Annotated in this window: 20 protein-coding genes; 17 read left to right on the top strand and 3 right to left on the bottom strand. The window is 58.9% G+C overall.

Annotated elements, in window-relative coordinates; translation table 11 throughout:
- Nucleotides 1-262: 262 nt before the first annotated feature.
- Nucleotides 263-2,533, bottom strand: a complete 2,271-nt coding sequence (gene clpA, locus EYC95_RS23060; protein WP_007946437.1) for an ATP-dependent Clp protease ATP-binding subunit ClpA — start codon at nucleotides 2,531-2,533, stop codon at nucleotides 263-265.
- 30 nt (nucleotides 2,534-2,563) lie between these two features.
- Complete coding sequence (gene clpS / locus EYC95_RS23055) at nucleotides 2,564-2,947, bottom strand: ATP-dependent Clp protease adapter ClpS (protein ID WP_034146919.1); 384 nt, start codon at nucleotides 2,945-2,947, stop codon at nucleotides 2,564-2,566.
- A 220-nt stretch (nucleotides 2,948-3,167) separates the two neighbouring features.
- Here clpS and cspD point away from each other — a divergent pair, with 220 nt between their 5' ends.
- The gene (cspD, locus tag EYC95_RS23050) at nucleotides 3,168-3,464 is read left to right on the top strand and encodes a cold shock domain-containing protein CspD (protein ID WP_131062373.1); all 297 of its coding nucleotides are present in this window, start codon (nucleotides 3,168-3,170) and stop codon (nucleotides 3,462-3,464) included.
- A gap of 94 nt (nucleotides 3,465-3,558) precedes the next feature.
- On the opposite strand, the gene icd is transcribed toward cspD, so the two are convergent.
- Nucleotides 3,559-4,815, bottom strand: a complete 1,257-nt coding sequence (gene icd, locus EYC95_RS23045) for an NADP-dependent isocitrate dehydrogenase (RefSeq protein ID WP_131062372.1) — start codon at nucleotides 4,813-4,815, stop codon at nucleotides 3,559-3,561.
- Between the two features lie 492 nt (nucleotides 4,816-5,307).
- On the opposite strand from icd, the gene EYC95_RS23035 reads away from it, so the two are divergent.
- The 16 genes from EYC95_RS23035 to nuoH all read left to right on the top strand — a co-directional run bounded on the left by EYC95_RS23035 (nucleotide 5,308) and on the right by nuoH (nucleotide 25,329).
- Nucleotides 5,308-7,533, top strand: a complete 2,226-nt coding sequence (locus EYC95_RS23035; RefSeq protein WP_131062370.1) for an NADP-dependent isocitrate dehydrogenase — start codon at nucleotides 5,308-5,310, stop codon at nucleotides 7,531-7,533.
- A gap of 198 nt (nucleotides 7,534-7,731) precedes the next feature.
- A complete protein-coding gene (locus EYC95_RS23030) occupies nucleotides 7,732-8,178 on the top strand; it encodes an NUDIX hydrolase (RefSeq protein ID WP_131062369.1) in 447 nt (148 codons plus the stop codon).
- 59 nt (nucleotides 8,179-8,237) lie between these two features.
- On the top strand, nucleotides 8,238-9,362 hold the full coding sequence (gene mnmA, locus EYC95_RS23025; RefSeq protein ID WP_131062368.1) for a tRNA 2-thiouridine(34) synthase MnmA: 1,125 nt from the start codon (nucleotides 8,238-8,240) through the stop codon (nucleotides 9,360-9,362).
- A complete protein-coding gene (gene hflD, locus EYC95_RS23020; protein ID WP_131062367.1) occupies nucleotides 9,359-9,982 on the top strand; it encodes a high frequency lysogenization protein HflD in 624 nt (207 codons plus the stop codon). The genes mnmA and hflD overlap by 4 nt, the downstream gene beginning before the upstream one ends.
- Nucleotides 9,983-10,108: 126 nt before the next feature.
- Nucleotides 10,109-11,479, top strand: coding sequence for an adenylosuccinate lyase (purB, locus tag EYC95_RS23015; protein ID WP_090185637.1), 1,371 nt, complete (start codon nucleotides 10,109-10,111; stop codon nucleotides 11,477-11,479).
- 86 nt (nucleotides 11,480-11,565) lie between these two features.
- A complete protein-coding gene (locus EYC95_RS23010) occupies nucleotides 11,566-12,735 on the top strand; it encodes a cupin domain-containing protein (RefSeq protein WP_131062366.1) in 1,170 nt (389 codons plus the stop codon).
- Nucleotides 12,728-13,153 carry a GNAT family N-acetyltransferase gene (locus tag EYC95_RS23005; protein ID WP_131062365.1) on the top strand — a complete coding sequence of 142 codons (426 nt, stop codon included), beginning with the start codon at nucleotides 12,728-12,730 and terminating at the stop codon, nucleotides 13,151-13,153. Before EYC95_RS23010 ends, EYC95_RS23005 begins: the two co-directional genes overlap by 8 nt.
- Before the next feature lie 282 nt (nucleotides 13,154-13,435).
- Nucleotides 13,436-14,197: a secretin N-terminal domain-containing protein gene (locus EYC95_RS23000; protein WP_131062364.1), complete on the top strand. Its 762-nt coding sequence runs from the start codon at nucleotides 13,436-13,438 to the stop codon at nucleotides 14,195-14,197.
- A 507-nt stretch (nucleotides 14,198-14,704) separates the two neighbouring features.
- Nucleotides 14,705-16,030, top strand: coding sequence for an isocitrate lyase (gene aceA / locus EYC95_RS22995; RefSeq protein WP_131062363.1), 1,326 nt, complete (start codon nucleotides 14,705-14,707; stop codon nucleotides 16,028-16,030).
- Between the two features lie 635 nt (nucleotides 16,031-16,665).
- Complete coding sequence (locus tag EYC95_RS22990; RefSeq protein WP_003223812.1) at nucleotides 16,666-17,079, top strand: NADH-quinone oxidoreductase subunit A; 414 nt, start codon at nucleotides 16,666-16,668, stop codon at nucleotides 17,077-17,079.
- A 10-nt stretch (nucleotides 17,080-17,089) separates the two neighbouring features.
- Nucleotides 17,090-17,764 (top strand): NADH-quinone oxidoreductase subunit B family protein, encoded by a 675-nt coding sequence (locus EYC95_RS22985; protein WP_008146035.1) that lies wholly within the window; start codon nucleotides 17,090-17,092, stop codon nucleotides 17,762-17,764.
- 72 nt (nucleotides 17,765-17,836) lie between these two features.
- Entirely contained in the window at nucleotides 17,837-19,621 is a 1,785-nt protein-coding gene (gene nuoC / locus EYC95_RS22980) for an NADH-quinone oxidoreductase subunit C/D (RefSeq protein ID WP_131062362.1), read from the top strand.
- 2 nt (nucleotides 19,622-19,623) lie between these two features.
- Nucleotides 19,624-20,121 (top strand): NADH-quinone oxidoreductase subunit NuoE, encoded by a 498-nt coding sequence (nuoE, locus tag EYC95_RS22975; RefSeq protein ID WP_007946422.1) that lies wholly within the window; start codon nucleotides 19,624-19,626, stop codon nucleotides 20,119-20,121.
- Nucleotides 20,118-21,473, top strand: coding sequence for an NADH-quinone oxidoreductase subunit NuoF (gene nuoF / locus EYC95_RS22970; protein ID WP_131062361.1), 1,356 nt, complete (start codon nucleotides 20,118-20,120; stop codon nucleotides 21,471-21,473). Before nuoE ends, nuoF begins: the two co-directional genes overlap by 4 nt.
- 137 nt (nucleotides 21,474-21,610) lie before the next feature.
- A complete protein-coding gene (gene nuoG, locus EYC95_RS22965) occupies nucleotides 21,611-24,325 on the top strand; it encodes an NADH-quinone oxidoreductase subunit NuoG (RefSeq protein WP_131062360.1) in 2,715 nt (904 codons plus the stop codon).
- Nucleotides 24,322-25,329 (top strand): NADH-quinone oxidoreductase subunit NuoH, encoded by a 1,008-nt coding sequence (gene nuoH, locus EYC95_RS22960; protein WP_131062359.1) that lies wholly within the window; start codon nucleotides 24,322-24,324, stop codon nucleotides 25,327-25,329. The genes nuoG and nuoH overlap by 4 nt, the downstream gene beginning before the upstream one ends.
- The last annotated feature ends 4 nt before the right edge of the window (nucleotides 25,330-25,333 follow it).

Genomic DNA, 25,333 nt, shown 5'->3' with positions numbered 1-25,333 from the left:
GTGCTGGAAGACCAGTACCGTGTACGACGAAAAGGTTTATTTACAGGCCTTGCTCCGGCACGGCTCACCGTTGACCAGCGAGCTGGACACAGCAAAACCGCGTTGACGGAAAGGCTCAGGGCGTGATGGCGTCATGTCAGTGACATCAATATTGGCTGACATGACGCTATCGCGAGCAGGCTCACTCCTACAGGGGATCGCGGTGATTTGATAGACAGCAAAAAGGCGCCTTTCGGCGCCTTTTGCTTTGTCGCGGTTAACGTCAGGCCATTTCGGCCGTGGTTTCGAACTCGAAGGTCAGCTCGCCGTCCTTGAGGTCGATGTGCACCACGCCACCATGGTCGGCCAGTTCGCCAAAGAGGATCTCTTCCGCCAGCGGACGCTTGATCTTATCCTGGATCAAGCGCGCCATTGGTCGAGCGCCCATCGCCGAGTCGTAGCCACCCGCCGCCAGCCAGCTGCGCGCAGCGTCGGTCACTTCCAGCTGCACGCGTTTGTCTTCCAACTGCGCCTGAAGCTCGGTAAGGAACTTGTCCACTACGCTTTTGATGACCTCATGACTGAGGCGACCAAACTGGATAATAGTGTCCAGACGGTTGCGGAACTCCGGCGTGAAGCTCTTCTTGATCACTTCCATCGCATCGGACGAGTGGTCCTGATGGGTGAAACCGATCGAAGCACGCGCCGCTGTTTCGGCACCGGCGTTGGTCGTCATGATGACGATCACGTTACGGAAATCCGCCTTGCGCCCGTTGTTATCGGTCAGCGTACCGTGGTCCATGACTTGCAGCAGCAGGTTGAAGACTTCCGGATGCGCCTTCTCGATTTCATCGAGCAACAGCACGCAGTGAGGCTGCTTGGTGATGGCTTCGGTCAGCAGGCCGCCCTGATCGAACCCGACATAGCCAGGAGGCGCACCGATCAGACGCGATACGGTGTGGCGCTCCATGTACTCGGACATGTCGAAACGAACCAGCTCGATGCCCAACGCCTTGGCCAGTTGACGCGCCGCTTCGGTTTTACCGACACCGGTCGGCCCTGCGAACAGGAACGAACCGACAGGCTTGTCAGGCGACTTGAGGCCGGCACGGGACAGTTTGATCGCGGTCGACAGTGAGTCGATGGCGGCATCCTGGCCAAATACTGTCAGCTTCAGGTCACGCTCAAGGTTACGCAGCAACTCTTTGTCGGAGCTGGTGACGTGCTTAGGCGGAATCCTCGCGATTTTCGCAACGATGTCCTCGACCTGAGGCACTTCGATGCGTTTCACGCGTTTCTCGATTGGCTGCAGACGCTGATAGGCGCCCGCCTCGTCGATGACATCGATGGCTTTGTCCGGCATGTGCCGGTCATTGATGTAGCGCGAAGCCAGTTCGGCAGCCGCACGCAACGCTTCATCGCTGTACTCGATGTTGTGGTGCGCTTCGAAACGCCCTTTCAGGCCGCGCAGGATGCCAATGGTGTCTTCCACCGAAGGCTCCGACACATCGACTTTCTGGAAGCGCCGGGCCAAGGCACGGTCCTTCTCGAAGATCCCGCGGAATTCCTGGAACGTGGTCGAACCGATGCAACGGATATCGCCCGACGAAAGTAGCGGCTTGAGCAGGTTCGAGGCATCCATGACGCCACCGGACGCGGCACCCGCACCAATGATGGTGTGGATCTCGTCGATGAACAGGATCGCCTGCGGACGTTTTTTCAGCTCATTGAGCAGCGCCTTGAAGCGCTTCTCGAAATCGCCGCGGTATTTGGTCCCGGCCAGCAAGGCGCCCAGATCGAGGGAATACACCACGCTGTTGGCCAGCAAGTCCGGCACCTGGTTGTCGACAATGCGTTTGGCCAGGCCTTCGGCAATCGCGGTTTTACCCACGCCCGCCTCGCCCACCAACAGCGGATTGTTTTTGCGACGACGCGCCAGGATCTGCGCAACGCGCTCGACTTCCAGCTCACGGCCTACCAATGGATCGATACGACCCTGGCGCGCGAGCTCATTGAGGTTGCTGGCATAAGCATCCAGAGGATTGCCTGAAGATGAAGACTCACCGCCCTCGTCGTCCTGCATATCTTGCTCACCTTCAGAGTGATCGCCATGCCCCGGCACTTTGGAAATGCCGTGTGCGATGTAGTTGACGACATCGATGCGCGCAACGCTCTGCTGTTTCAGCAGGAACACTGCCTGACTCTCTTGCTCACTGAAGATCGCGACCAGTACGTTGGCGCCAGTCACTTCGCGTTTGCCCGAGCTCTGTACGTGAAAGACAGCACGCTGCAGAACACGCTGGAAGCCCAGGGTTGGCTGGGTTTCACGATCCTCGTCATGCACGGGGATCAATGGCGTGGTGGAGTCGATGAACTCCTGCAGATCGTGCTTGAGTTTGTCGAGGTTTGCGCCGCAGGCACGCAATACGGTGGCGGCAGCCTCATTGTCCAATAGCGCCAGCAGGAGGTGTTCGACGGTCATAAACTCATGACGCTTCGATCGGGCCTCCTTGAAGGCAAGATTGAGGGTGACTTCGAGCTCGCGGTTTAACATAGCTTCACCTCATACCCAAGTGGTCGGCGATTAACCGTCCTTCTCGATTTCACAGAGTAGCGGATGCTGGCTTTCCCTGGCGTACTGGTTGACCTGCATGGCCTTAGTCTCGGCGATGTCGCGGGTAAACACTCCACATACTGCCCGTCCTTCTGTGTGGACGGCCAGCATGACCTTGGTCGCCAGCTCTCGATTCAGGTTAAAAAACACCTCGAGTACTTCGACGACGAAATCCATCGGTGTGTAGTCATCATTGAACAAAACCACCTTGTACATCGGCGGCGCCTGTAAAGCAGGCTTGGCCTCCTGAACAGCAATGCCTGCGGAATCGTCGTCGTGTTCCTCCGGATGATCTTTTTGGAGAGTCGGGCGATCCTGATTGAATGTTAGTCGAATCTGGCTGATTGCATGCATGGAAAGAAAGGTTCGTCAGTTGTGCAAATACAGTGGTGGGGGCGACCATTGCCGATTTCAACTCCGACTGCCTGGTCACCTTGACTATCGGCAAAACGGTGTTACAACCAATAGAGCCCACAGTGGGTAAAAAAGGTCCGCGGAGTCAATCTTATTTCTAAAGAACAGACTGCGGATGTACTGGATGATACTCCAGTGATGGAGTCTGTTGCAGAGGGATATGGGTATGTCAGGCGACAAGAACGCAGAGCCAGTCAAAGGCACTGTAAAAGGCAAGGTCAAATGGTTCAACAATGCCAAGGGTTATGGATTCATCAACAAGGATGGCGATAGCGAAGACCTGTTTGCCCATTATTCGGCCATCCAGATGGACGGTTATAGAACCCTGAAAGCCGGCCAAGCGGTCGTCTTTGACATCATCCAGGGACCCAAAGGTTTGCATGCCATCAACATCGGCACACCCGAGGACGCTCGGGCAGTCCCTGCGCCTGCCACTCAGCAGGCCGTTATGGCGTAAACCGGCACACGTCATCCAGTCATAAAAAAACCGCCCGACTCAATCACTGAGTCGAGCGGTTTTTGTCGTGCGTGAACTCGCTTACATGTGCGGTTTACATGTGCGAGATTAGCGCATCACCAAACGCCGAAGAAGACAACAGTTTCGCGCCTTCCATCAAACGGTGGAAGTCATAGGTCACGGTCTTGGCCGAAATCGCGCCGTTGGTGCCCTTGATGATCAGGTCCGCCGCTTCGGTCCAGCCCATGTGACGCAGCATCATCTCTGCGGACAGGATCAGGGAACCCGGATTGACCTGGTCCTTGCCAGCGTACTTCGGTGCAGTACCGTGGGTCGCTTCGAACATGGCAATGGTGTCAGACAGGTTGGCACCCGGTGCGATACCGATACCACCCACTTCCGCCGCCAGGGCGTCGGAGAGGTAGTCGCCGTTCAGGTTCAGGGTCGCGATCACATCGTATTCGGCCGGGCGCAGCAGGATCTGCTGGAGCATGGCGTCTGCGATGGCATCTTTGACGATGACGTTCTTGCCGGTTTTCGGGTTTTTGAACTGCATCCACGGACCGCCATCGAGCAGGGTCGCGCCGAATTCTTCAGCCGCCACTTCGTAGGCCCATTCCTTGAAGGCACCTTCGGTGAACTTCATGATGTTGCCTTTGTGCACGATGGTCAGCGAGTCGCGGTCATTGTCGACCACATACTGCAACGCCTTGCGCGCCAGACGCTTGGTGCCTTGCAGGGAAACCGGCTTGATGCCGATACCGCAGTTTTCGTCGAAACGGATCTTGGTGACGCCCATTTCATCTTTAAGGAACTTGATGACCTTGGTCGCTTCCGCCGAACCGGCTTTCCACTCGATACCGGCATAAATGTCTTCCGAGTTTTCGCGGAAGATCGTCATGTCGACGTCGCCTGGTTTCTTGACCGGGCTAGGCACACCTTCGAACCAGCGCACAGGGCGCAGGCAGACATACAGGTCGAGTTGCTGACGCAGGGCCACGTTCAGGGAACGAATGCCGCCGCCGACCGGCGTGGTCAGTGGGCCCTTGATGGAAACAACGTAATCTTTGACCGCGTCCAGGGTTTCCTGAGGTAGCCAGGTATCCTGATCATAAACCTGAGTCGCTTTCTCCCCGGCATAGACTTCCATCCAGGAAATTTTGCGTTCGCCGCCGTAAGCCTTCTTAACAGCAGCATCGACAACCTTGATCATGACCGGGCTGATATCAACGCCAATACCATCGCCTTCGATAAAGGGGATGATCGGGTTGTTAGGAACATTGAGAGAATGGTCCGCGTTGACGGTGATTTTGTCGCCGACTGCTGGAACCTGAATCTTCTTGTATCCCATGCTGAACTCCATTGTTTGGATTGAACATCTGGCTTCGTTCGAGCGTACCCCAGTTAAATCGGCACGCAAACCCTATGTTCCATTCATCTGCCGCAAAGCAGCACAGTTCGCGACGTACAAGCCTGAAAGCAAAGGGAAAAGCGCCAAACTCAAGCACGGTGCAAGACTCTACGCCCCACTCGCCCCTGCGACCTTTAGACCAATGGACGAGAATCGTTACGTATGAACCATCGGCAGATTGCCAGCTACCTATGTATAATGCGCCCGCTGACCATAGAGTCACGACGGCCGACCTCTCTACTACGAGACTCCAGGCCCGAAAAAGCCGGACTGTTACCGCAGTCCACCCGCTTGACGCTCGACTGATGCACCCAACATCACCGCGAAGAAACCTCGACATTCGGCTCATGGATGACTTTGAACGAACGCGCTCACACGGCGCCCCTCGAGTTTCTGCGCACGCTTAGCAAAGAAGAGAGAGTTAATCCGAATATGCCCACCCGCTCGAAGATCATCTATACCTTCACCGACGAAGCTCCCGCCCTCGCCACCTATTCACTGCTGCCTATCGTAGAGGCCTTCACCGCCTCCGCTGATATCGCCGTGGAAACCCGCGATATCTCTCTTGCAGGGCGTATTCTGGCCAGCTTCCCCGAGCAATTGGGTGACAAAGCCGTAGCCGACCACCTCGCCGAACTGGGCGACCTGGCCGTTACGCCTGAAGCCAACATCATCAAGTTGCCGAACATCAGCGCCTCGGTTCCGCAACTGCAAGCCGCGATCAAGGAACTGCAAGCCCAGGGCTTCGCACTGCCTGACTACCCGGAAACCGTAACCACCGACGCCGACAAGCTCGCCAAATCGCGTTACGACAAGATCAAGGGCAGCGCCGTGAACCCGGTTCTGCGCGAAGGCAACTCTGATCGTCGTGCACCGCTTTCGGTCAAGAACTACGCGCGCAAGCACCCGCACAAAATGGGCGCCTGGGCTGCGGACTCCAAGTCTCACGTCGCGCACATGAGCACCGGCGATTTCTACGGCAGCGAAAAAGCTGCCCTGATCGACGCCGCTGACGCCGTCAAAATCGAACTGATCGCTCAAGACGGCACCGCCACCGTCCTGAAAGAAAAAACCACCGTGCAAGCCGGTGAGATCCTCGATTGCGCGGTCATGAGCAAAAACGCACTGCGCAGCTTCATCGCTGCCGAGATCGAAGACGCCAAGCAAAAAGGCGTGCTGCTGTCGGTTCACCTCAAAGCCACCATGATGAAGGTCTCCGACCCGATCATGTTCGGCCAGATCGTTGCCGAGTTCTATAAAGACGCACTGGCCAAGCACGCTGACGTGCTGGCGCAGATCGGCTTCAACCTGAACAACGGCATCGGCGACCTGTATGCTCGCATCAAGGCCTTGCCGGCCGAGCAACAAGCGCAGATCGAAGCGGACATCCAGGCGGTCTACGCCGTTCGTCCGTCGTTGGCCATGGTCAACTCCGACAAAGGCATCACCAACCTGCACGTGCCGAGCGACGTTATCGTCGACGCCTCGATGCCGGCGATGATCCGTGACTCCGGCAAAATGTGGGGCACTGACGGTCAGTTGCACGACACCAAGGCTGTGATCCCGGATCGCTGCTACGCCACCATCTACCAGGCGGTGATCGAAGACTGCAAGGCTAACGGGGCTTTCGATCCGACTACCATGGGCAGCGTGCCAAACGTTGGCCTGATGGCGAAGAAAGCCGAAGAGTACGGCTCGCACGACAAGACTTTCCAGATCAAGGCCAACGGCGTTGTCCGCGTTACCGACAGCAAAGGCAGCCTGCTGCTGGAGCAATCGGTTGAAGCCGGCGACATCTTCCGCATGTGCCAGACCAAAGACGCGCCGATCCAGGACTGGGTCAAACTGGCCGTCAACCGCGCTCGCGCAAGCGCCACGCCAGCGATTTTCTGGCTGGACCCGATGCGCGCCCACGACGGCGTAGTGATCGAGAAAGTTCAGGCTTACCTGAAGGATCACGACACCTCCGGCCTGGACATCCGCATCATGTCGCCAGTCGACGCGATGGCGTTCACCCTGGGTCGCACCCGCGAAGGCAAGGACACCATCTCGGTGACCGGCAACGTACTGCGCGACTACCTGACCGACCTGTTCCCGATCATGGAACTGGGCACCAGCGCCAAGATGCTGTCGATCGTTCCACTGATGAACGGCGGCGGTCTGTTCGAAACCGGCGCTGGCGGTTCTGCACCGAAGCACGTTCAGCAACTGCTGGAAGAGAACTTCCTGCGCTGGGATTCCCTGGGCGAGTTCCTGGCCCTGGCCGCTTCCCTTGAGCACCTGGGTGTGACGTACAACAACCCTAAAGCTCTGGTTCTGGCCAAGACTCTAGATCAGGCCACCGGCCAGTTCTTGGACAACAACAAGTCGCCATCGCGTAAAGTCGGCAACATCGACAACCGCGGCAGCCACTTCTACCTGGCGCTGTACTGGGCTCAAGCCCTGGCGGCCCAGACCGAAGACACTGCACTGCAAGCGCAGTTTGGCCAACTGGCCAAGACCCTGACCGAGAACGAAGCAACCATCGTTACCGAGCTCAACGCTGTTCAGGGCAAGCCAGTGGACATCGGCGGTTACTACCACGCCAATGCCGAGCTGATCAGCAAGGCCATGCGCCCGAGCAACACCTTCAACGCCGCGATCGCTGCGCTGGTTTAAGGTTGTAAGGATGCAAAGAAGCCCCGGCCCTGTGCCGGGGTTTCTGTTTGTGGGCTTCACACCAATCAAATGTGGGAGCGGGCTTGCTCGCGAATGCGGTTTATCATTCAACATCTTCATTGGCTGACCCACTGCTTTCGCGAGCAAGCCCGCTCCCACATTAAACCGTGCTCCAACCTTCAAAATCGAGGAAGCGTCATGGACTGGAAACCCCACATCACCGTCGCCACCATCGTCGAAGACAACGGCCGCTTCCTGATGGTCGAAGAAACCAAGCACGGACGAACGGTGCTCAACCAGCCCGCCGGCCACCTCGACCCGGATGAAACCCTGATCGAAGCCGCGGTGCGCGAAACCCTGGAAGAAACCGGCTGGGACGTCGAGCCGACGGGCGTGGTGGGCATTTACCTCTACACCGCCCCGAGCAACGGTGTGACTTATCAGCGAGTCTGCTTCACCGCAAAACCCCTCAAGCATCACCCCGATTACCCACTGGACGACGGGATCGTCGGCGCAAAATGGCTGACACGTGACGAACTGCTGGAACAGCGCGCAAACTGGCGCAGTGAGCTGATCATCCGCTGTATCGATGATTATCTGGACGGCAAACACTTCAGTCTCGAACTGATCCGCCCTTCTCTTTAGCCTTGCGGGCTTCGGCCTGCTAGAATCGCGTCCTTTTTCAAGACACTCATTGAATCCCTATGCGTGATCCAGCCCCTTCTGACACACAAAAGAAGCGCGTCATTGTCGGCATGTCCGGCGGCGTGGACTCTTCCGTTTCCGCTCTTCTGCTGATCGAGCAGGGTTATGAGGTGGAAGGCCTGTTCATGAAGAACTGGGAAGAAGACGATGGAACGGAATACTGCACCGCCATGGATGACTTGGCGGACGCTCAAGCCGTGTGCGACAAGATTGGCATCAAGCTGCACACCGCCAACTTCGCCGCCGAGTACTGGGACAACGTGTTCGAGCACTTCCTGGCCGAATACAAGGCCGGTCGCACGCCGAACCCGGACATCCTCTGCAACCGCGAAATCAAGTTCAAGGCGTTCCTCGACTACGCCATGATGCTCGGCGCCGACCTGATCGCCACCGGTCACTACGTGCGCCGCCGTGATATCGAGGGTCGCACCGAACTGCTCAAGGGCCTGGACCCGAACAAGGACCAGAGCTACTTCCTGCACGCCGTCGGCGGTGAACAGATCGCCAAGACCCTGTTCCCGGTCGGCGAGCTGGAAAAACCCGAAGTGCGCGCGATTGCCGAGAAACACGACCTGGCCACCGCGAAGAAAAAGGATTCCACGGGGATCTGCTTTATTGGCGAGCGCCGTTTCAGCGACTTCCTCAAGCAGTACCTGCCGGCCCAGCCGGGCGAGATCAAGACCACCGAAGGTGAAGTCATCGGCCGTCACCACGGCTTGATGTATCACACCATCGGTCAGCGTCAGGGCCTGGGCATCGGCGGCCTGAAAGACGCCGGCGATGAGCCGTGGTATGTGCTGATCAAGGACCTGGAGCACAACGAGCTGATCGTTGGCCAAGGCAATGACCACCCTTACCTGTTCTCCCGCGCCCTGCTCGCTTCGGACATTTATTGGGTCAACCCGATCGACCTGACCGAGCCACGCAAGCTGACCGCCAAAGTACGTTATCGCCAAAGCGATCAGCCGTGCACGCTGGAAAAAACCGCTACCGGCTACCGCGCAACCTTTGATGACCCGCAGCGCGCGGTCACCCCGGGCCAGTCCGTGGTGTTCTATGACGGCGAAATCTGCCTCGGCGGCGGCGTGATTGAAGTCGCAGAGCCATGGAGCAGCAAGGCATGAGCCCCACTCAGGAGCAACTGACGGCACTGGGCGGCGTGTTTCTCGCCGCCGTCCTCGTCGACAAGATTGCCAAGACCGGCCAGACCACCGAAGCCGGCCTGACCTGCATGCTCGGCAGTTTGCTGATCCGCGACCCCAAGGACACCCTGGAAGTGTACGGCGGCGACGACATCAATCTGCGCGAAGGTTATCGCGCATTGATCGGCGCCCTGGAACGCGATCCGAGCACACTGCAGCGCGAACCGCTGCGCTACGCACTGGCGATGCTCGGTCTGGAACGTCAACTGGCCAAACGCGACGACATGCTCGACGTGATCGGCAAGCGTTTGCCGCAGATTCAATCCCAGGTCGAGCACTTCGGCCCGGCGCACGAAAACGTGATCGCGGCCTGCGGTGCGTTGTACCAGGACACCTTGAGCACCTTGCGCCAACGCATTCAGGTCCATGGCGACATGCGCAACCTGCAACAACCGAGCAACGCGTCGAAAATCCGCGCCCTGTTGCTGGCCGGTATTCGATCGGCGCGCCTGTGGCGGCAGTTGGGCGGTCATCGCTGGCAGCTGGTGATCAGCCGTCGCAAGTTGCTGAAAGAGCTTTACCCGCTGATGCGCAGCAGCTGAACCGCGCCCGCAAGACCTTTTGTAATTTGTAACGCGTAAGACGCTGGTCAGTTGGCAACGGACCTGCGGATTTTTTCATGTATGATACGCGCCCCATTTCGTTGCCCGACTGTCCGAGAACACCCCATGCAGCTTTCTTCGCTCACTGCGGTTTCCCCTGTTGACGGCCGCTACGCCGGCAAAACCCAGGCCCTGCGCCCAATTTTCAGCGAGTACGGCTTGATCCGTGCTCGCGTTCTGGTTGAAGTGCGCTGGCTCCAGCGTCTGGCCGCTCACCCTGGCATCAGCGAAGTGCCGGCGTTCTCCGCCGAAGCCAACGCGGTGCTGAACACCCTGGCGGACAACTTCGCTCTGGAGCACGCCGAGCGTGTCAAAGAGATCGAGCGCACCACCAACCACGACGTAAAAGCCATTGAGTACCTGCTCAAAGAGCAAGCGGCCAAGCTGCCGGAACTGGCCAAGGTCAGCGAGTTCATCCACTTTGCCTGCACCAGCGAGGACATCAACAACCTGTCCCACGCCCTGATGCTGCGCGAAGGCCGTGATGATGTGATGCTGCCGCTGATGCGCCAGACTGCCGAAGCCATCCGCGAACTGGCGATTCGTTTCGCTGACGTGCCGATGCTGTCGCGCACCCACGGTCAACCGGCCTCGCCGACCACCCTGGGCAAAGAGCTGGCGAACGTGGTTTACCGTCTGGAGCGTCAAATCGCCCAAGTCGCTGCCGTTCCGCTGCTGGGCAAGATCAACGGCGCTGTCGGCAACTACAACGCTCACCTCTCGGCCTACCCTGAGATCGATTGGGAAGAGAACGCTCGCGCCTTCATCGAAGACGAGCTGGGTCTGGGTTTCAACCCGTACACCACGCAGATCGAACCGCACGACTACATCGCCGAGCTGTTCGACGCGATCGCGCGCTTCAACACCATCCTGATCGACTTCGACCGCGACATCTGGGGCTACATTTCCCTGGGTTATTTCAAACAGCGCACCATCGCTGGCGAAATCGGTTCGTCGACCATGCCGCACAAGGTCAACCCGATCGACTTCGAAAACTCCGAAGGCAACTTGGGTATCGCCAACGCGCTGTTCCAGCACCTGGCGAGCAAGCTGCCGATTTCCCGCTGGCAGCGTGACCTGACCGACTCCACCGTGCTGCGCAACCTCGGTGTCGGCTTCGCCCACAGCGTGATCGCGTACGAAGCAAGCCTCAAAGGCATCAGCAAACTGGAGCTCAACGCTCAGAAAATCGCTGCTGACCTGGATGCGTGCTGGGAAGTATTGGCTGAGCCGATCCAGACCGTCATGCGTCGCTACAACATCGAAAACCCGTACGAAAAACTGAAAGAGTTGACCCGTGGCAAGGGCATCAGCCCTGAAGCGCTGCAAACTTTCATCGACGGTCTGGACATGCCAGCCGCAGCCAAGGCCGAGCTGAAACTGCTCACCCCGGCGAACTACATCGGTAACGCTGTAGAGCAAGCCAAGCGCATCTGATTGACCGCTTTACCCGTTTGAGACGCCCGGCAGCGCCGGGCGTTTTTATTCCCGTCTGAAAAGTGCTTTTTTTCAATAGGTTACACATGAATCCTGACATTCCTCTTCAACTTCTGGGCGGCATCACGGCGCGCGAATTCCTGCGCGACTACTGGCAGAAAAAACCCCTGCTGATCCGTCAGGCGATTCCTGAATTCGAAAGCCCGATCGACGCCGACGAACTGGCCGGCCTGGCGCTGGAAGAAGAAGTCGAATCGCGCCTGGTGATCGAGCACGGCGAGCGCCCTTGGGAATTGCGCCGCGGCCCGTTCGCCGAAGACGAATTCAGCAAACTGCCGGAGCGTGACTGGACCCTGCTGGTGCAAGCCGTTGACCAGTTCGTACCGGAAGTCTCTGAACTGCTGGAAAACTTCCGCTTCCTGCCTAGCTGGCGCGTCGATGACGTGATGATCAGCTATGCCGCGCCGGGTGGCAGCGTCGGTCCGCACTTCGACAACTACGACGTGTTCCTGCTGCAGGGCCACGGCAAGCGCAACTGGAAAATCGGCCAGATGTGCGACTCCGAGAGCGCGCTGCTGCCACATGCCGACCTGCGCATCCTCGCCGACTTCCAAGCCACCGACGAGTGGGTGCTGGAACCGGGCGACATGCTTTACCTGCCGCCGCGCCTGGCCCACTGCGGCGTGGCCGTCGATGACTGCCTGACGTACTCGGTCGGTTTCCGCGCACCGAGCGCCGCTGAAGTGCTGACCCACTTCACCGACTTCCTCAGCCAGTTCCTGACGGACGAAGAGCGTTACACCGACGCCGACGCCCTGCCTGCGGCTGATCCGCATCAGATCCAGCACGACGCCCTTGATCGCTTGAAAAGCCTGCTGGCCGAGCACATGAGCGACGAGCGCCTGCTGCTGACCTGGTTCGGCCAGTACATGACTGAACCGCGTTACCCGGAGCTGGTGGTGGGTCCGGAAGAGATCGAAGAAGACGACTTTCTCGCCAGCCTGGAACAAGGCGCGATACTGATCCGCAACCCGAGCGCACGCTTGGCCTGGTCCGAAGTCGATGATGACCTGCTGCTGTTCGCCAGCGGCCAGAGCCGTTACCTGCCGGGCAAGCTGCGTGAGCTGCTGAAACTGATCTGCGCTGCCGACTCGCTGCACACCGACAACCTGGGCGACTGGTTGAACGATGAAGACGGTCGCGGCCTGCTGTGCGAACTGATCAAGCAAGGCAGCCTGGGGTTTGCCGATGAATAAAATTCACGTACGTGTCGCAGACTGGCAGAAGGACATCGCCGAGATCCGGCGCATTCGTGAGACGGTGTTCATTGCCGAGCAATGCGTTCCACCCGAGCTGGAATGGGACGCCGATGACGCTACGGCGGTGCATTTCCTGGCCTTCGAAGGCGACTTTCCGATTGGCACCGCGCGCCTGCTGCCCGATGGTCACGTCGGTCGGGTGTCGGTACTGAAAGACTGGCGCGGCTTGAAGGTTGGCGATGCGCTGATGCACGCGGTGATCGGTGAAGCCGAGACGCGCGGGCTGAAGCAGCAGATGCTGAGCGCACAGGTGCAGGCCACGGCGTTCTATGAGCGCCTGGGCTTCAGCCTGGTCAGTGAGGAATTCCTGGAAGCCGGGATTCCACATGTGGACATGGTGCGTCATTCGGCTTGATTTCCTGTGGTGAGGGGATTTATCCCCGTTCGGCTGCGAAGCATTCGCCGAGACATGCGGTGCACCTGATGCACTGTGATTGATGTTTTGGGGTCGCTTCGCGACCCAACTGGGCGGTGCGACGTTTCGCTAAACCCCCTCGCCACAAGGCCCTGAAGAACACCACAAAACGCCCCGCCATCCTTGGATGCCGGGGCGTTTTGTTGTCTGCGATTCAACTTGCCCCACGCCGGGCCGACAAACTGGCAATATCAACACTTCAAGATGTCGGAGATAACGGATATGTCCCTACGCACCCTGCTCACCACGCTGTTGCTGACTTGCAGTTTTTCAGCCATGGCAGCCACCGAGATTGTGCCACTGAACTACCACACCAGCGCCGATATGCTGCCGATGGCACAGGATTTCATCGGCAAGGACGGCCAGGTCAGCGCCTACGGCAACCAACTTATCGTCAATGCCGATCAGCGCAAGATCGACGAACTTAAAGCCCTGATTTCGCAACTCGATACCCAACCCAAACGCCTGCTGATCACCGTCGACACCAACGAAAACAACTTCCAGGGCGACCAGGGTTACTCGGTGAACGGTGCCAAACCGAGCCAGACGCGCATCATCAATCGCAGCACCGACAGCCGCGATGGCGGCATCCAGCAGATTCAGGCCAGCGAAGGCGCACCGGCACTGATTCAGGTCGGCCAAAGCGTGCCGCTCACCAGCAGTCAAACCGACTCCTACGGTGATCTGCGCAGCCAAACTGAATACCGCAACGTTACCCAGGGTTTCTACGTCACTGCCAGCGTCACCGGCGACATCGTTCACCTGTCGATCAGTACCAACCGTGACCGCATCAGCCAGGAACGTCCCGATGTAGTGAATGTGCAAAGCACCGACACAACTGTCACCGGGCGACTGGGTGAGTGGATCACTCTGGCCGGCGTAAACCGCCAGACTCAGGCCGACAAACAGAGCCTGACCCACAGCTACTCGACTCAGGGCCGGGATGACATGACCCTGCGGGTGAAAGTCGATACTTTGGACTAAACCACCGAAAACTGACTGATTAGTCTTATTAGACCAAAGATGTAGTGCCTGAAAAAAAGCACTACAAAACGTTTGACGATCGAAAAAAGCAAAGGCATGATGGCCTCGCTCCCGCTAATCAGGGGCCCTGGCAAGGGCCTTCGAGGCGCTGCTCGCATCTACCCCGCGAGCCGTTTCGTGTCTGTACCGCCCACAAGGTGTGTTTGACGAGGTTGCCGACTGGAACGAAGTTGTCCCGAGGGACGGAAGCGTAATTAGGTAACCCGGCTCCACACTGAAGTTCGTATAAAGGCCCACGACGCCCGAATCCGCTCGCCAGTTCGCCCTTACCTGCTCACTTCCCCTCGAGCCCATCGTTCATCCCGTCGCCATCCCCGCCAAATCCGACTTGACCACCTAAGCTTCTGGTCAGCGAGCAGCCTTTTATGCCCTTTTACGCGTAACTGGCACGCAGGAATTGTCCACCCAGAACCACTTTCGATTAAAGACGCGACGAGGTTTATCTCCATGGCACTGACACGCGAACAGCAAATTGCAGCCCTCGAAAAAGATTGGGCTGAAAACCCACGCTGGAAAGGCGTGACACGCGCTTACTCCGCTGCTGACGTCGTCCGCCTGCGCGGTTCGGTTCAACCTGAGCACACCTTTGCAAAACTGGGCGCCGAGAAGCTGTGGAACCTGGTCACCCAGGGCGCCAAGCCATCCTTCCGCCCTGATAAAGATTTCGTCAACTGCATGGGCGCCCTGACCGGTGGCCAGGCTGTACAACAAGTCAAAGCCGGCATCCAGGCGATCTACCTGTCGGGCTGGCAGGTTGCTGCGGACAACAACTCCGCCGAATCGATGTACCCGGACCAATCGCTGTACCCGGTGGACTCGGTTCCAACCGTGGTCAAGCGCATCAACAACTCGTTCCGTCGTGCTGACCAGATCCAGTGGAAAGCCGGCAAAGGCCCGGGCGACGAAGGTTACATCGACTACTTCGCGCCGATCGTGGCTGACGCTGAAGCCGGTTTCGGCGGCGTTCTGAACGCTTACGAGCTGATGAAGAGCATGATCGAAGCAGGCGCCGCCGGCGTTCACTTCGAAGACCAACTGGCTTCGGTGAAAAAATGCGGCCACATGGGCGGCAAGGTACTGGTTCCTACCCAGGAAGCTGTACAGAAGCTGACCGCTGCTCGCTTGGCTGCTGACGTTGCCGGTACTCCGACCATCATTCTGGCCCGTACCGACGCTAACGCGGCTGACCTGCTGACTTCCGATTGCGACCCGTACGACAAAGAGTTCGTGACTGGCGAACGTACTCAGGAAGGTTTCTACAAAGTGCGCGCTGGTCTCGACCAGGCAATCTCCCGCGGCCTGGCCTACGCGCCGTACGCCGATCTGATCTGGTGCGAAACCGCCAAGCCGGATCTGGACGAGGCGCGTCGCTTCGCCGAAGCGATCAAAAAGGAATACCCGGACCAACTGCTGTCGTACAACTGCTCGCCTTCCTTCAACTGGAAGAAAAACCTGGACGACGCGACCATCGCCAAGTTCCAGCGCGAACTGTCCGCCATGGGTTACAAGCACCAGTTCATCACCTTGGCCGGCATTCACAACATGTGGCACAGCATGTTCAACCTGGCGCACGACTACGCCCGTAACGACATGACTGCCTACGTGAAGCTGCAAGAGCAAGAGTTCGCTGACGCTGCCAAGGGTTACACCTTCGTGGCTCACCAGCAGGAAGTGGGCACCGGCTACTTCGACGACATGACCACTGTGATTCAAGGTGGCTCGTCCTCGGTAACCGCACTGACCGGTTCGACGGAAGAAGAGCAGTTCCACTGATCTGATTCGCCTGAGCAAACGGCCGTTGCGGACCGAATAGAAAGCTAACCGCAACGTCGCACAACTGACGCCCCGACTGGTTCGGGGCGTTTTTTTGCCCGCGATTTAGTGAACACCACCACCCCGTAGGAGCGAGGCTTGCCCGCGAAGAATGCGCCGCGGTGCCACAGGGATACCGCGTCATCGTTCTTCGCGGGCAAGCCTCGCTCCTACGGGGTGGGCTGCGCGCTCAAAAAACATTGATCCAGAGCGGCATCACGATCAGAAAAAAGCGGTAAAACGTGCGTCGCCGCTACTTGCAATAACAGCTATATAAGACAACTTCCCGCTCACCCGCCCGTTAAACAGTTTAAAAACCATCGCAAACAATATTGATTATCATTTAGCCGCAACTATGTTCGTTACATTCCCTACAAAACAATATTGATGAAATCCCGGCTAATGCCCGCAACGCATGGGCTGCGAGGCTTTGGAGGTGCGCTATGTCCTTATTCCTATAAATAATTTCGCTATAGGAATTTTACTTGCACGGTGATGTGCCATAAAATCAGCGGGATTGATTGCTGCGACATATCGTCACTGCTTTGTTTCTTTTCAAGCTCAGAGACCTTTGCTCTCTGTTAAGGATTACCAGCATGCCCGAAGCGACAGGACTCATGGCCCACAACTGGGGCTTTGCTATTTTCCTTTTGGGCGTCGTCGGCCTTTGTGCCTTCATGCTCGGCGTCTCCAGCCTCCTCGGGTCAAAAGCCTGGGGCCGCAGCAAAAACGAACCGTTCGAGTCCGGCATGCTACCTACAGGTGGCGCCCGCTTGCGGCTCTCAGCCAAATTCTATCTGGTCGCGATGCTCTTCGTGATCTTCGATATCGAAGCCCTCTTTCTCTTTGCCTGGTCTGTGTCCGTCCGCGAAAGCGGCTGGACCGGATTCGTCGAAGCTCTCGTTTTCATAGCAATTCTGTTGGCAGGTCTTGTCTACCTGTTCCGAGTGGGCGCCCTTGACTGGGCTCCGGAAGCTCGTCGCAAGCGGCAGGCGAAGCTGAAACAATGAGGCTTTGGCAATGCAATACAATCTCACCAGGATCGACCCCGATGCTCCTAACGAGCAGTATCCGATTGGCGAACGGGAAACCGTTTCCGATCCGTTAGAAGATCAAGTTCACAAAAACATTTTCATGGGCAAGCTCGAAGACGTGCTTAACGGCACGATCAACTGGGGGCGCAAGAACTCCCTGTGGCCGTATAACTTCGGTCTTTCGTGCTGCTACGTGGAAATGACCACCGCCTTCACGGCGCCCCACGACATCGCGCGCTTTGGCGCCGAGGTTATCCGGGCATCGCCGCGTCAGGCGGATTTCATGGTTATCGCCGGTACCTGCTTCATCAAGATGGCGCCGATCATTCAGCGTCTCTACGAGCAAATGCTCGAACCTAAATGGGTTATCTCCATGGGTTCGTGCGCCAACTCCGGTGGCATGTACGACATCTACTCCGTCGTTCAAGGGGTGGACAAGTTCCTGCCCGTGGACGTCTACGTGCCTGGCTGCCCGCCCCGCCCTGAAGCTTTTCTGCAAGGCTTGATGCTCTTGCAAGAGTCGATTGGACAGGAGCGTCGTCCGCTTTCCTGGGTCGTCGGCGATCAAGGCGTGTACCGCGCCGAGATGCCTTCGCAAAAGGAACAGCGCCGCGAACAGCGAATCGCAGTCACCAACCTGCGCAGCCCCGACGAAGTCTGATCCAGATCTGCTTCTTTTATAGAACGAGACACTGGCTTCATTCTTTACGTTGACCGAAAGCGATAAATAACCATGACTACAGGCAGTGCTCTGTACATCCCGCCTTATAAGGCAGACGACCAGGATGTGGTCGTCGAACTGAATAACCGTTTTGGCCCCGAGGCGTTCACCGCCCAGCCTACCCGCACCGGCATGCCGGTGCTTTGGGTTGCCCGTGCCAAACTCGTCGAAGTCCTGACCTTCCTGCGCAACCTGCCCAAGCCGTACGTCATGCTCTATGACCTGCACGGCGTGGACGAGCGTCTGCGCACCAAGCGTCAAGGGCTGCCAAGCGGCGCCGACTTCACAGTGTTCTATCACTTGATGTCGATCGAACGTAATAGTGACGTAATGATCAAGGTCGCCTTGTCCGAGAGCGACCTGAGCGTGCCGACCGTGACCGGTATCTGGCCGAACGCCAACTGGTACGAGCGTGAAGTGTGGGACATGTACGGCATCGACTTTGCCGGCCACCCGCACCTGACCCGCATCATGATGCCGCCGACCTGGGAAGGTCACCCGCTGCGCAAGGACTTCCCGGCCCGTGCCACCGAGTTCGACCCGTTCAGCCTGACGCTGGCCAAACAACAGCTTGAGGAAGAAGCCGCGCGCTTCAAGCCTGAAGACTGGGGCATGAAGCGTTCCGGTGCGAACGAGGACTACATGTTCCTCAACCTCGGTCCTAACCACCCTTCCGCGCACGGTGCGTTCCGCATCATCCTGCAACTTGACGGTGAAGAGATCGTCGACTGCGTGCCGGACGTCGGTTACCACCACCGTGGTGCCGAGAAGATGGCCGAGCGTCAGTCCTGGCACAGCTTCATTCCGTACACCGACCGTATCGACTACCTCGGCGGCGTGATGAACAACCTGCCGTACGTGCTCTCTGTCGAGAAGCTGGCCGGCATCAAAGTGCCCGAGAAGGTCGACGTCATCCGCATCATGATGGCCGAGTTCTTCCGGATCACCAGCCACCTGCTGTTCCTGGGGACTTACATCCAGGACGTCGGCGCCATGACCCCGGTGTTCTTCACGTTCACCGACCGTCAAAAGGCGTACACGGTGATCGAAGCCATTACCGGTTTCCGTCTGCACCCGGCCTGGTACCGCATCGGTGGCGTCGCCCACGACCTGCCACGCGGCTGGGAAAAGCTGGTGAAAGACTTCATCGAGTGGATGCCGAAGCGTCTGGACGAATACCAGAAAGCCGCATTGGACAACAGCATCCTGCGTGGCCGGACCATCGGCGTCGCGGCCTACAACACCAAAGAGGCCCTGGAATGGGGCGTCACCGGTTCTGGCCTGCGTTCGACCGGTTGCGACTTCGACCTGCGTAAAGCTCGCCCGTACTCCGGCTACGAGAACTTCGAATTCGAAGTCCCGCTGGCGGCCAATGGCGATGCCTATGACCGTTGCATCGTACGTGTCGAAGAAATGCGCCAGAGCTTGAAGATCATCGAGCAGTGCATGCGCAACATGCCGGAAGGCCCGTACAAGGCGGATCACCCGCTGACCACGCCGCCGCCGAAAGAGCGCACGCTGCAGCACATCGAGACCCTGATCACGCACTTCCTGCAAGTTTCGTGGGGCCCGGTCATGCCGGCCAACGAATCCTTCCAGATGATCGAAGCGACCAAGGGCATCAACAGTTATTACCTGACGAGCGATGGCGGCACCATGAGCTACCGCACCCGGATTCGCACCCCAAGCTTCCCGCACCTGCAGCAGATCCCTTCGGTGATCAAAGGCAGCATGGTCGCGGACTTGATTGCGTACCTGGGTAGTATCGATTTCGTTATGGCCGACGTGGACCGCTAAGCATGAACAGCACGCTTATCCAGACAGACCGTTTCACCTTGAGTGAAACCGAGCGCTCGGCCATCGAGCACGAGCTGCATCACTACGAAGACCCGCGCGCGGCGTCGATCGAAGCCCTGAAAATCGTCCAGAAGGAACGTGGTTGGGTGCCTGATGGCGCGCTCTACGCCATTGGCGAGATCCTCGGCATTCCGGCCAGCGACGTTGAAGGGGTGGCTACTTTCTATAGCCAGATCTTCCGTCAGCCGGTTGGCCGTCACATCATCCGTGTCTGCGACAGCATGGTTTGCTACATCGGCGGCCACGAATCGGTTGTCAGCGAAATCCAGAGCAATCTGGGCATCGGCCTGGGTCAGACCACCGCAGACGGTCGTTTCACCCTGCTGCCGGTCTGCTGCCTCGGCAACTGCGACAAGGCGCCGGCGTTGATGATCGACGATGACACTTTCGGTGATGTGCAGCCTGCCGGCGTTGCCAAATTGCTCGAGGGCTACGTATGACCCTGACTTCCTTCGGTCCTGCCAACCGCATCAAGCGGTCGGCCGAGACTCACCCGCTGACCTGGCGTTTGCGTGACGACGGCGAAGCCGTGTGGCTCGACGAGTACCAAGCCAAGAACGGCTACGCGGCTGCGCGCAAAGCCTTCGCCGACATGGCCCAGGACGACATCGTCCAGACCGTGAAAGACGCCGGCCTTAAAGGTCGCGGCGGTGCAGGCTTCCCCACGGGCGTTAAGTGGGGCCTGATGCCGAAAGACGAATCCATCAACATCCGCTACTTGCTGTGCAACGCGGACGAGATGGAACCGAACACCTGGAAAGACCGCATGCTGATGGAGCAACTGCCTCATCTGCTGATTGAAGGCATGCTGATCAGTGCTCGCGCGCTGAAAACCTACCGTGCCTACATCTTCCTGCGTGGCGAATACACCACCGCCGCCAAGCACCTGAACCGTGCCGTGGAAGAAGCCAAGGCAGCCGGTCTGCTGGGTAAAAACATCCTGGGCAGCGGCTTCGATTTCGAGCTGTTCGTCCACACCGGCGCCGGGCGTTACATCTGCGGTGAAGAAACCGCACTGATCAACTCCCTTGAAGGCCGCCGCGCCAACCCGCGCTCCAAGCCGCCTTTCCCTGCCGCCGTTGGCGTGTGGGGCAAGCCGACCTGCGTGAACAACGTTGAAACCCTGTGCAACGTGCCGGCGATCATTGCCGACGGCGTGGACTGGTACAAATCGTTGGCACGTGAAGGCAGTGAAGACATGGGCACCAAGCTCATGGGCTTCTCCGGCAAGGTCAAGAACCCGGGCCTGTGGGAGTTGCCGTTCGGCGTCACCGGTCGCGAGTTGTTCGAAGACTACGCCGGCGGCATGCGCGACGGTTACACGCTCAAGTGCTGGCAGCCAGGCGGCGCCGGTACCGGTTTCCTGTTGCCGGAACACCTGGACGCACAAATGTACGCCGGCGGCATCGCCAAAGTGGGCACCCGTATGGGTACCGGCCTGGCCATGGCGGTGGACGACAGCGTCAACATGGTTTCCCTGCTGCGCAACATGGAAGAGTTCTTCTCCCGCGAATCCTGCGGCTTCTGCACCCCGTGCCGTGACGGCTTGCCGTGGAGCGTCAAGCTTCTGCGCGCCATCGAGAACGGTGAAGGGCAAGCCGGCGATATCGAGACCCTGCTGGGTCTGGTCGGTTTCCTCGGCCCTGGCAAGACCTTCTGTGCTCACGCACCGGGCGCCGTGGAACCGTTGGGCAGCGCAATCAAATACTTCCGCCATGAGTTCGAAGCCGGCATCGCGCCTACCAGCGCCGTCGTCCCCCCTCTGGCAAGGCCGATCGTAGTCGGCGCTTAACGCTTAAAAAAAAGCGAACGGTCCGTGCCGTTCGCTTTTCGCGCGATGACGCCTTTAACGGCTGTTTTGATTCGCGCGGATAACAAGATTCCATTAGCCACGCCCGCTGACACCGGGCCAACGAAGAACTTTGAACCATGGCCACTATCCACGTAGACGGCAAAGAGCTCGAAGTCGATGGGGCAGACAACCTGTTACAGGCATGTCTGTCGCTAGGCCTCGATATCCCCTATTTCTGCTGGCACCCAGCCCTAGGCAGCATAGGCGCTTGCCGCCAGTGCGCGGTCAAGCAGTACACCGACGAGAACGACAAGCGTGGTCGGATCGTCATGTCGTGCATGACGCCAGCTACCGACGGCAGCTGGATCTCCATCGACGACGAAGAAGCGAAAGTGTTTCGCGCCAGCGTCGTTGAATGGCTGATGACCAACCACCCTCACGACTGCCCGGTCTGTGAAGAAGGCGGTCACTGCCACCTGCAAGACATGACCGTGATGACCGGCCACAACGAGCGCCGTTATCGCTTCACCAAACGCACTCACCAGAACCAGCAACTGGGCCCGTTCATTTCCCACGAAATGAACCGCTGCATCGCTTGCTACCGCTGCGTGCGCTTCTATAAGGACTACGCCGGCGGCACCGACCTCGGCGTATTCGGCGCCCACGACAACGTGTACTTCGGTCGCGTTGAAGACGGCACCCTGGAAAGCGAGTTCTCAGGCAACCTCACCGAGGTCTGCCCGACCGGTGTGTTCACCGACAAGACTCACTCCGAGCGCTACAACCGCAAGTGGGACATGCAGTTCTCGCCGAGCATCTGCCATGGCTGCTCCAGCGGTTGCAACATCTCCCCGGGCGAGCGCTACGGTGAACTGCGTCGTATTGAAAACCGCTTCAACGGCTCGGTAAACCAGTACTTCCTGTGCGACCGTGGCCGTTTCGGCTACGGCTACGTCAACCGCGAAGATCGCCCGCGTCAGCCAAAGCTGGCCAACGGCGCCAAGCTGACGCTCGACGAAGCGCTGGATAAAGCCGCTGACCTGCTGCGTGGTCGCAACATCGTCGGTATCGGTTCGCCCCGTGCCAGCCTCGAAAGCAACTACGCGTTGCGCGAACTGGTCGGCGCCGAGCACTTCTACTCCGGTATCGAAGCTGCTGAGCTGGAACGCGTTCGTCTGGTGATGCAGGTGTTGAAAGACAGCCCGCTGCCGATCCCGAACATGCGCGACATCGAAGATCACGATGCGATCTTCGTTCTTGGCGAAGACTTGACCCAGACCGCTGCCCGTGTGGCGCTGTCCCTGCGTCAATCGGTCAAAGGCAAAGCCGAAGACATGGCCGATGCCATGCGCGTTCAGCCTTGGCTCGACGCTGCCGTGAAGAACATCGGTCAAAACGCGCTGAACCCGCTGTTCATCGCCAGCCTGGCTGAAACCAAGCTCGACGACATCGCTGAAGAATGCGTTCACGCCGCTCCAGACGATCTGGCGCGCATCGGTTTCGCCGTGGCTCACGCCCTCGACGCCAGCGCTCCAGCGGTTGAAGGCCTGGATACCGAAGCACTGGATCTCGCCAAGCGTATTGCCGACGCCCTGCTCGCAGCCAAGCGTCCGCTGATCATTGCCGGTACTTCCCTGGGCTCCAAAGCCCTGATCGAAGCCGCCGCCAACATCGCCAAAGCCCTGAAGCTGCGCGAGAAGAACGGTTCCATCAGCCTGATCGTGCCAGAGGCCAACAGCCTTGGCCTGGCCATGCTCGGTGGCAACTCGGTCGACGAAGCGCTGCAAGCCGTGATCGATGGCAAGGCCGACGCCATCGTCGTGCTGGAAAACGATCTGTACATCCGTACCGACAAAGCACTTGTCGATGCTGCCCTGAGCGCCGCGAAAGTGGTGATCGTGGCGGATCATCAGAAAACCGCTACCAGCGATCGCGCGCACCTGGTCCTGCCAGCCGCCAGCTTCGCTGAAGGCGACGGTACGCTGGTCAGCCAGGAAGGTCGCGCCCAGCGCTTCTTCCAGGTGTTCGACCCGACTTACCTTGACGCGAGCATCCTGGTTCACGAAGGTTGGCGCTGGCTGCATGCCCTGCGCGCAACCCTGTTGAACCAGCCGATCGACTGGACCCAACTGGACCACGTCACCGCCGCCTGCGCCGCCAGCACGCCACAACTGGCGCGCATCGTCGACGCGGCACCGTCCGCCGCGTTCCGCATCAAAGGCCTGAAACTGGCGCGCGAACCGCTGCGTTACTCCGGTCGCACCGCCATGCGCGCCGACATCAGCGTGCACGAACCGCGTACTTCCCAGGATAACGACACCGCGTTCTCGTTCTCCATGGAAGGTTACTCGGGCTCGGTCGAACCGCGTCAGCAAGTGCCATTCGCCTGGTCTCCGGGTTGGAACTCGCCGCAAGCCTGGAACAAGTTCCAGGACGAAGTCGGTGGTCACATCCGCGCTGGCGACCCGGGCACCCGCCTGATCGAAAGCACTGGTGACTCGCTGAACTGGTTCGCCAGTGTTCCGCGCGCGTTCAACCCGGCTCAAGGCACCTGGCAGGTTGTGCCGTTCTTCCACCTGTTCGGCAGCGAAGAGAACTCTTCCAAAGCCGCACCGGTTCAGGAACGCATCCCGGCCGCTTACGTCGCTTTGGCCAAATCCGAAGCCGACCGCCTGGGTGTCAATGACGGCGCCCTGCTCAGCTTGAACGTGGCCGGCCAGACCTTGCGTCTGCCGCTGCGCATCAACGAAGAGCTGGGTGCCGGCCTGGTCGCCTTGCCGGCCGGTATCGCCGGCATTCCGCCAGCGATTTTCGGCAAATCCGTTGACGGTCTGCAGGAGGCAGCTCAATGACCTGGTTCACGCCTGAAGTGATTGACGTGATCATCGCGGTCCTCAAGGCCATCGTGATTCTGCTCGCCGTGGTGGTGTGCGGCGCGCTGCTGAGCTGGGTCGAGCGTCGTCTGCTCGCCCTCTGGCAGGACCGTTACGGTCCTAACCGCGTCGGCCCGTTCGGCGCGTTCCAGATTGCGGCCGACATGATCAAGATGTTCTTCAAGGAAGACTGGACGCCGCCGTTCGCCGACAAAGTGATCTTCACGTTGGCGCCGGTCGTGGCCATGAGCTCGTTGCTGATTGCCTTTGCGATCATCCCGATCACCCCGACCTGGGGTGTGGCGGATATCAACATCGGTATCCTGTTCTTCTTCGCCATGGCCGGTCTGTCGGTTTATGCGGTGTTGTTCGCCGGCTGGTCGAGTAACAACAAGTTCGCCCTGTTGGGCAGCTTGCGGGCCTCGGCGCAAACCGTGTCGTACGAAGTGTTCATGGGCCTGTCGCTGATGGGCATCGTGATCCAGGTCGGCTCGTTCAACATGCGCGACATCGTTGAGTATCAAGCGCAGAACCTGTGGTTCGTGATTCCGCAGATTTTCGGTTTCCTGACCTTCTTCATTGCCGGCGTCGCCGTGACTCACCGTCACCCGTTCGACCAGCCGGAAGCGGAACAGGAACTGGCCGACGGTTACCACATTGAATACGCCGGCATGAAATGGGGCATGTTCTTCGTCGGCGAGTACATCGGCATCGTGTTGATTTCGGCGCTGCTGGTGACCTTGTTCTTCGGTGGCTGGCACGGTCCGTTCGGTATTCTGCCGCAGATCCCGTTCATCTGGTTCGCGCTGAAAACCGCGTTCTTCATCATGTTCTTCATCCTGCTGCGCGCCTCGATCCCGCGCCCACGGTATGACCAAGTGATGGATTTCAGCTGGAAGTTCTGCCTGCCGCTGACCCTCGTCAACATGCTGGTGACCGCTGCGATCGTGTTGCTCAACACGCCCGCCGTCGCGGCTCAGTGAGGAT

The sequence above is a fragment of the Pseudomonas sp. BGI-2 genome (genome assembly GCF_004310295.1).
Classification (GTDB): domain Bacteria; phylum Pseudomonadota; class Gammaproteobacteria; order Pseudomonadales; family Pseudomonadaceae; genus Aquipseudomonas.
Note: the sequence above shows the minus strand (reverse complement) of the source record. Positions and strands in the feature narration are given on the sequence as shown.

Excerpts from the sequence above, each read along its gene's own strand:
- EYC95_RS23030 (WP_131062369.1), top strand. The coding sequence starts at position 7,732 with ATGGACTGGAAACCCCACATCACCGTCGCCACCATCGTCGAAGACAAC.
- EYC95_RS22985 (WP_008146035.1), top strand. The coding sequence starts at position 17,090 with ATGCAATACAATCTCACCAGGATCGACCCCGATGCTCCTAACGAGCAG.
- clpS (WP_034146919.1), bottom strand. The coding sequence starts at position 2,947 with ATGCATGCAATCAGCCAGATTCGACTAACATTCAATCAGGATCGCCCG.
- EYC95_RS23035 (WP_131062370.1), top strand. The coding sequence starts at position 5,308 with ATGCCCACCCGCTCGAAGATCATCTATACCTTCACCGACGAAGCTCCC.
- cspD (WP_131062373.1), top strand. The coding sequence starts at position 3,168 with ATGGGTATGTCAGGCGACAAGAACGCAGAGCCAGTCAAAGGCACTGTA.
- EYC95_RS22990 (WP_003223812.1), top strand. The coding sequence starts at position 16,666 with ATGCCCGAAGCGACAGGACTCATGGCCCACAACTGGGGCTTTGCTATT.
- hflD (WP_131062367.1), top strand. The coding sequence starts at position 9,359 with ATGAGCCCCACTCAGGAGCAACTGACGGCACTGGGCGGCGTGTTTCTC.
- EYC95_RS23005 (WP_131062365.1), top strand. The coding sequence starts at position 12,728 with ATGAATAAAATTCACGTACGTGTCGCAGACTGGCAGAAGGACATCGCC.
- icd (WP_131062372.1), bottom strand. The coding sequence starts at position 4,815 with ATGGGATACAAGAAGATTCAGGTTCCAGCAGTCGGCGACAAAATCACC.
- EYC95_RS23010 (WP_131062366.1), top strand. The coding sequence starts at position 11,566 with ATGAATCCTGACATTCCTCTTCAACTTCTGGGCGGCATCACGGCGCGC.
- nuoF (WP_131062361.1), top strand. The coding sequence starts at position 20,118 with ATGACCCTGACTTCCTTCGGTCCTGCCAACCGCATCAAGCGGTCGGCC.
- aceA (WP_131062363.1), top strand. The coding sequence starts at position 14,705 with ATGGCACTGACACGCGAACAGCAAATTGCAGCCCTCGAAAAAGATTGG.
- clpA (WP_007946437.1), bottom strand. The coding sequence starts at position 2,533 with ATGTTAAACCGCGAGCTCGAAGTCACCCTCAATCTTGCCTTCAAGGAG.
- nuoE (WP_007946422.1), top strand. The coding sequence starts at position 19,624 with ATGAACAGCACGCTTATCCAGACAGACCGTTTCACCTTGAGTGAAACC.
- nuoG (WP_131062360.1), top strand. The coding sequence starts at position 21,611 with ATGGCCACTATCCACGTAGACGGCAAAGAGCTCGAAGTCGATGGGGCA.
- mnmA (WP_131062368.1), top strand. The coding sequence starts at position 8,238 with ATGCGTGATCCAGCCCCTTCTGACACACAAAAGAAGCGCGTCATTGTC.
- purB (WP_090185637.1), top strand. The coding sequence starts at position 10,109 with ATGCAGCTTTCTTCGCTCACTGCGGTTTCCCCTGTTGACGGCCGCTAC.
- nuoH (WP_131062359.1), top strand. The coding sequence starts at position 24,322 with ATGACCTGGTTCACGCCTGAAGTGATTGACGTGATCATCGCGGTCCTC.
- nuoC (WP_131062362.1), top strand. The coding sequence starts at position 17,837 with ATGACTACAGGCAGTGCTCTGTACATCCCGCCTTATAAGGCAGACGAC.
- EYC95_RS23000 (WP_131062364.1), top strand. The coding sequence starts at position 13,436 with ATGTCCCTACGCACCCTGCTCACCACGCTGTTGCTGACTTGCAGTTTT.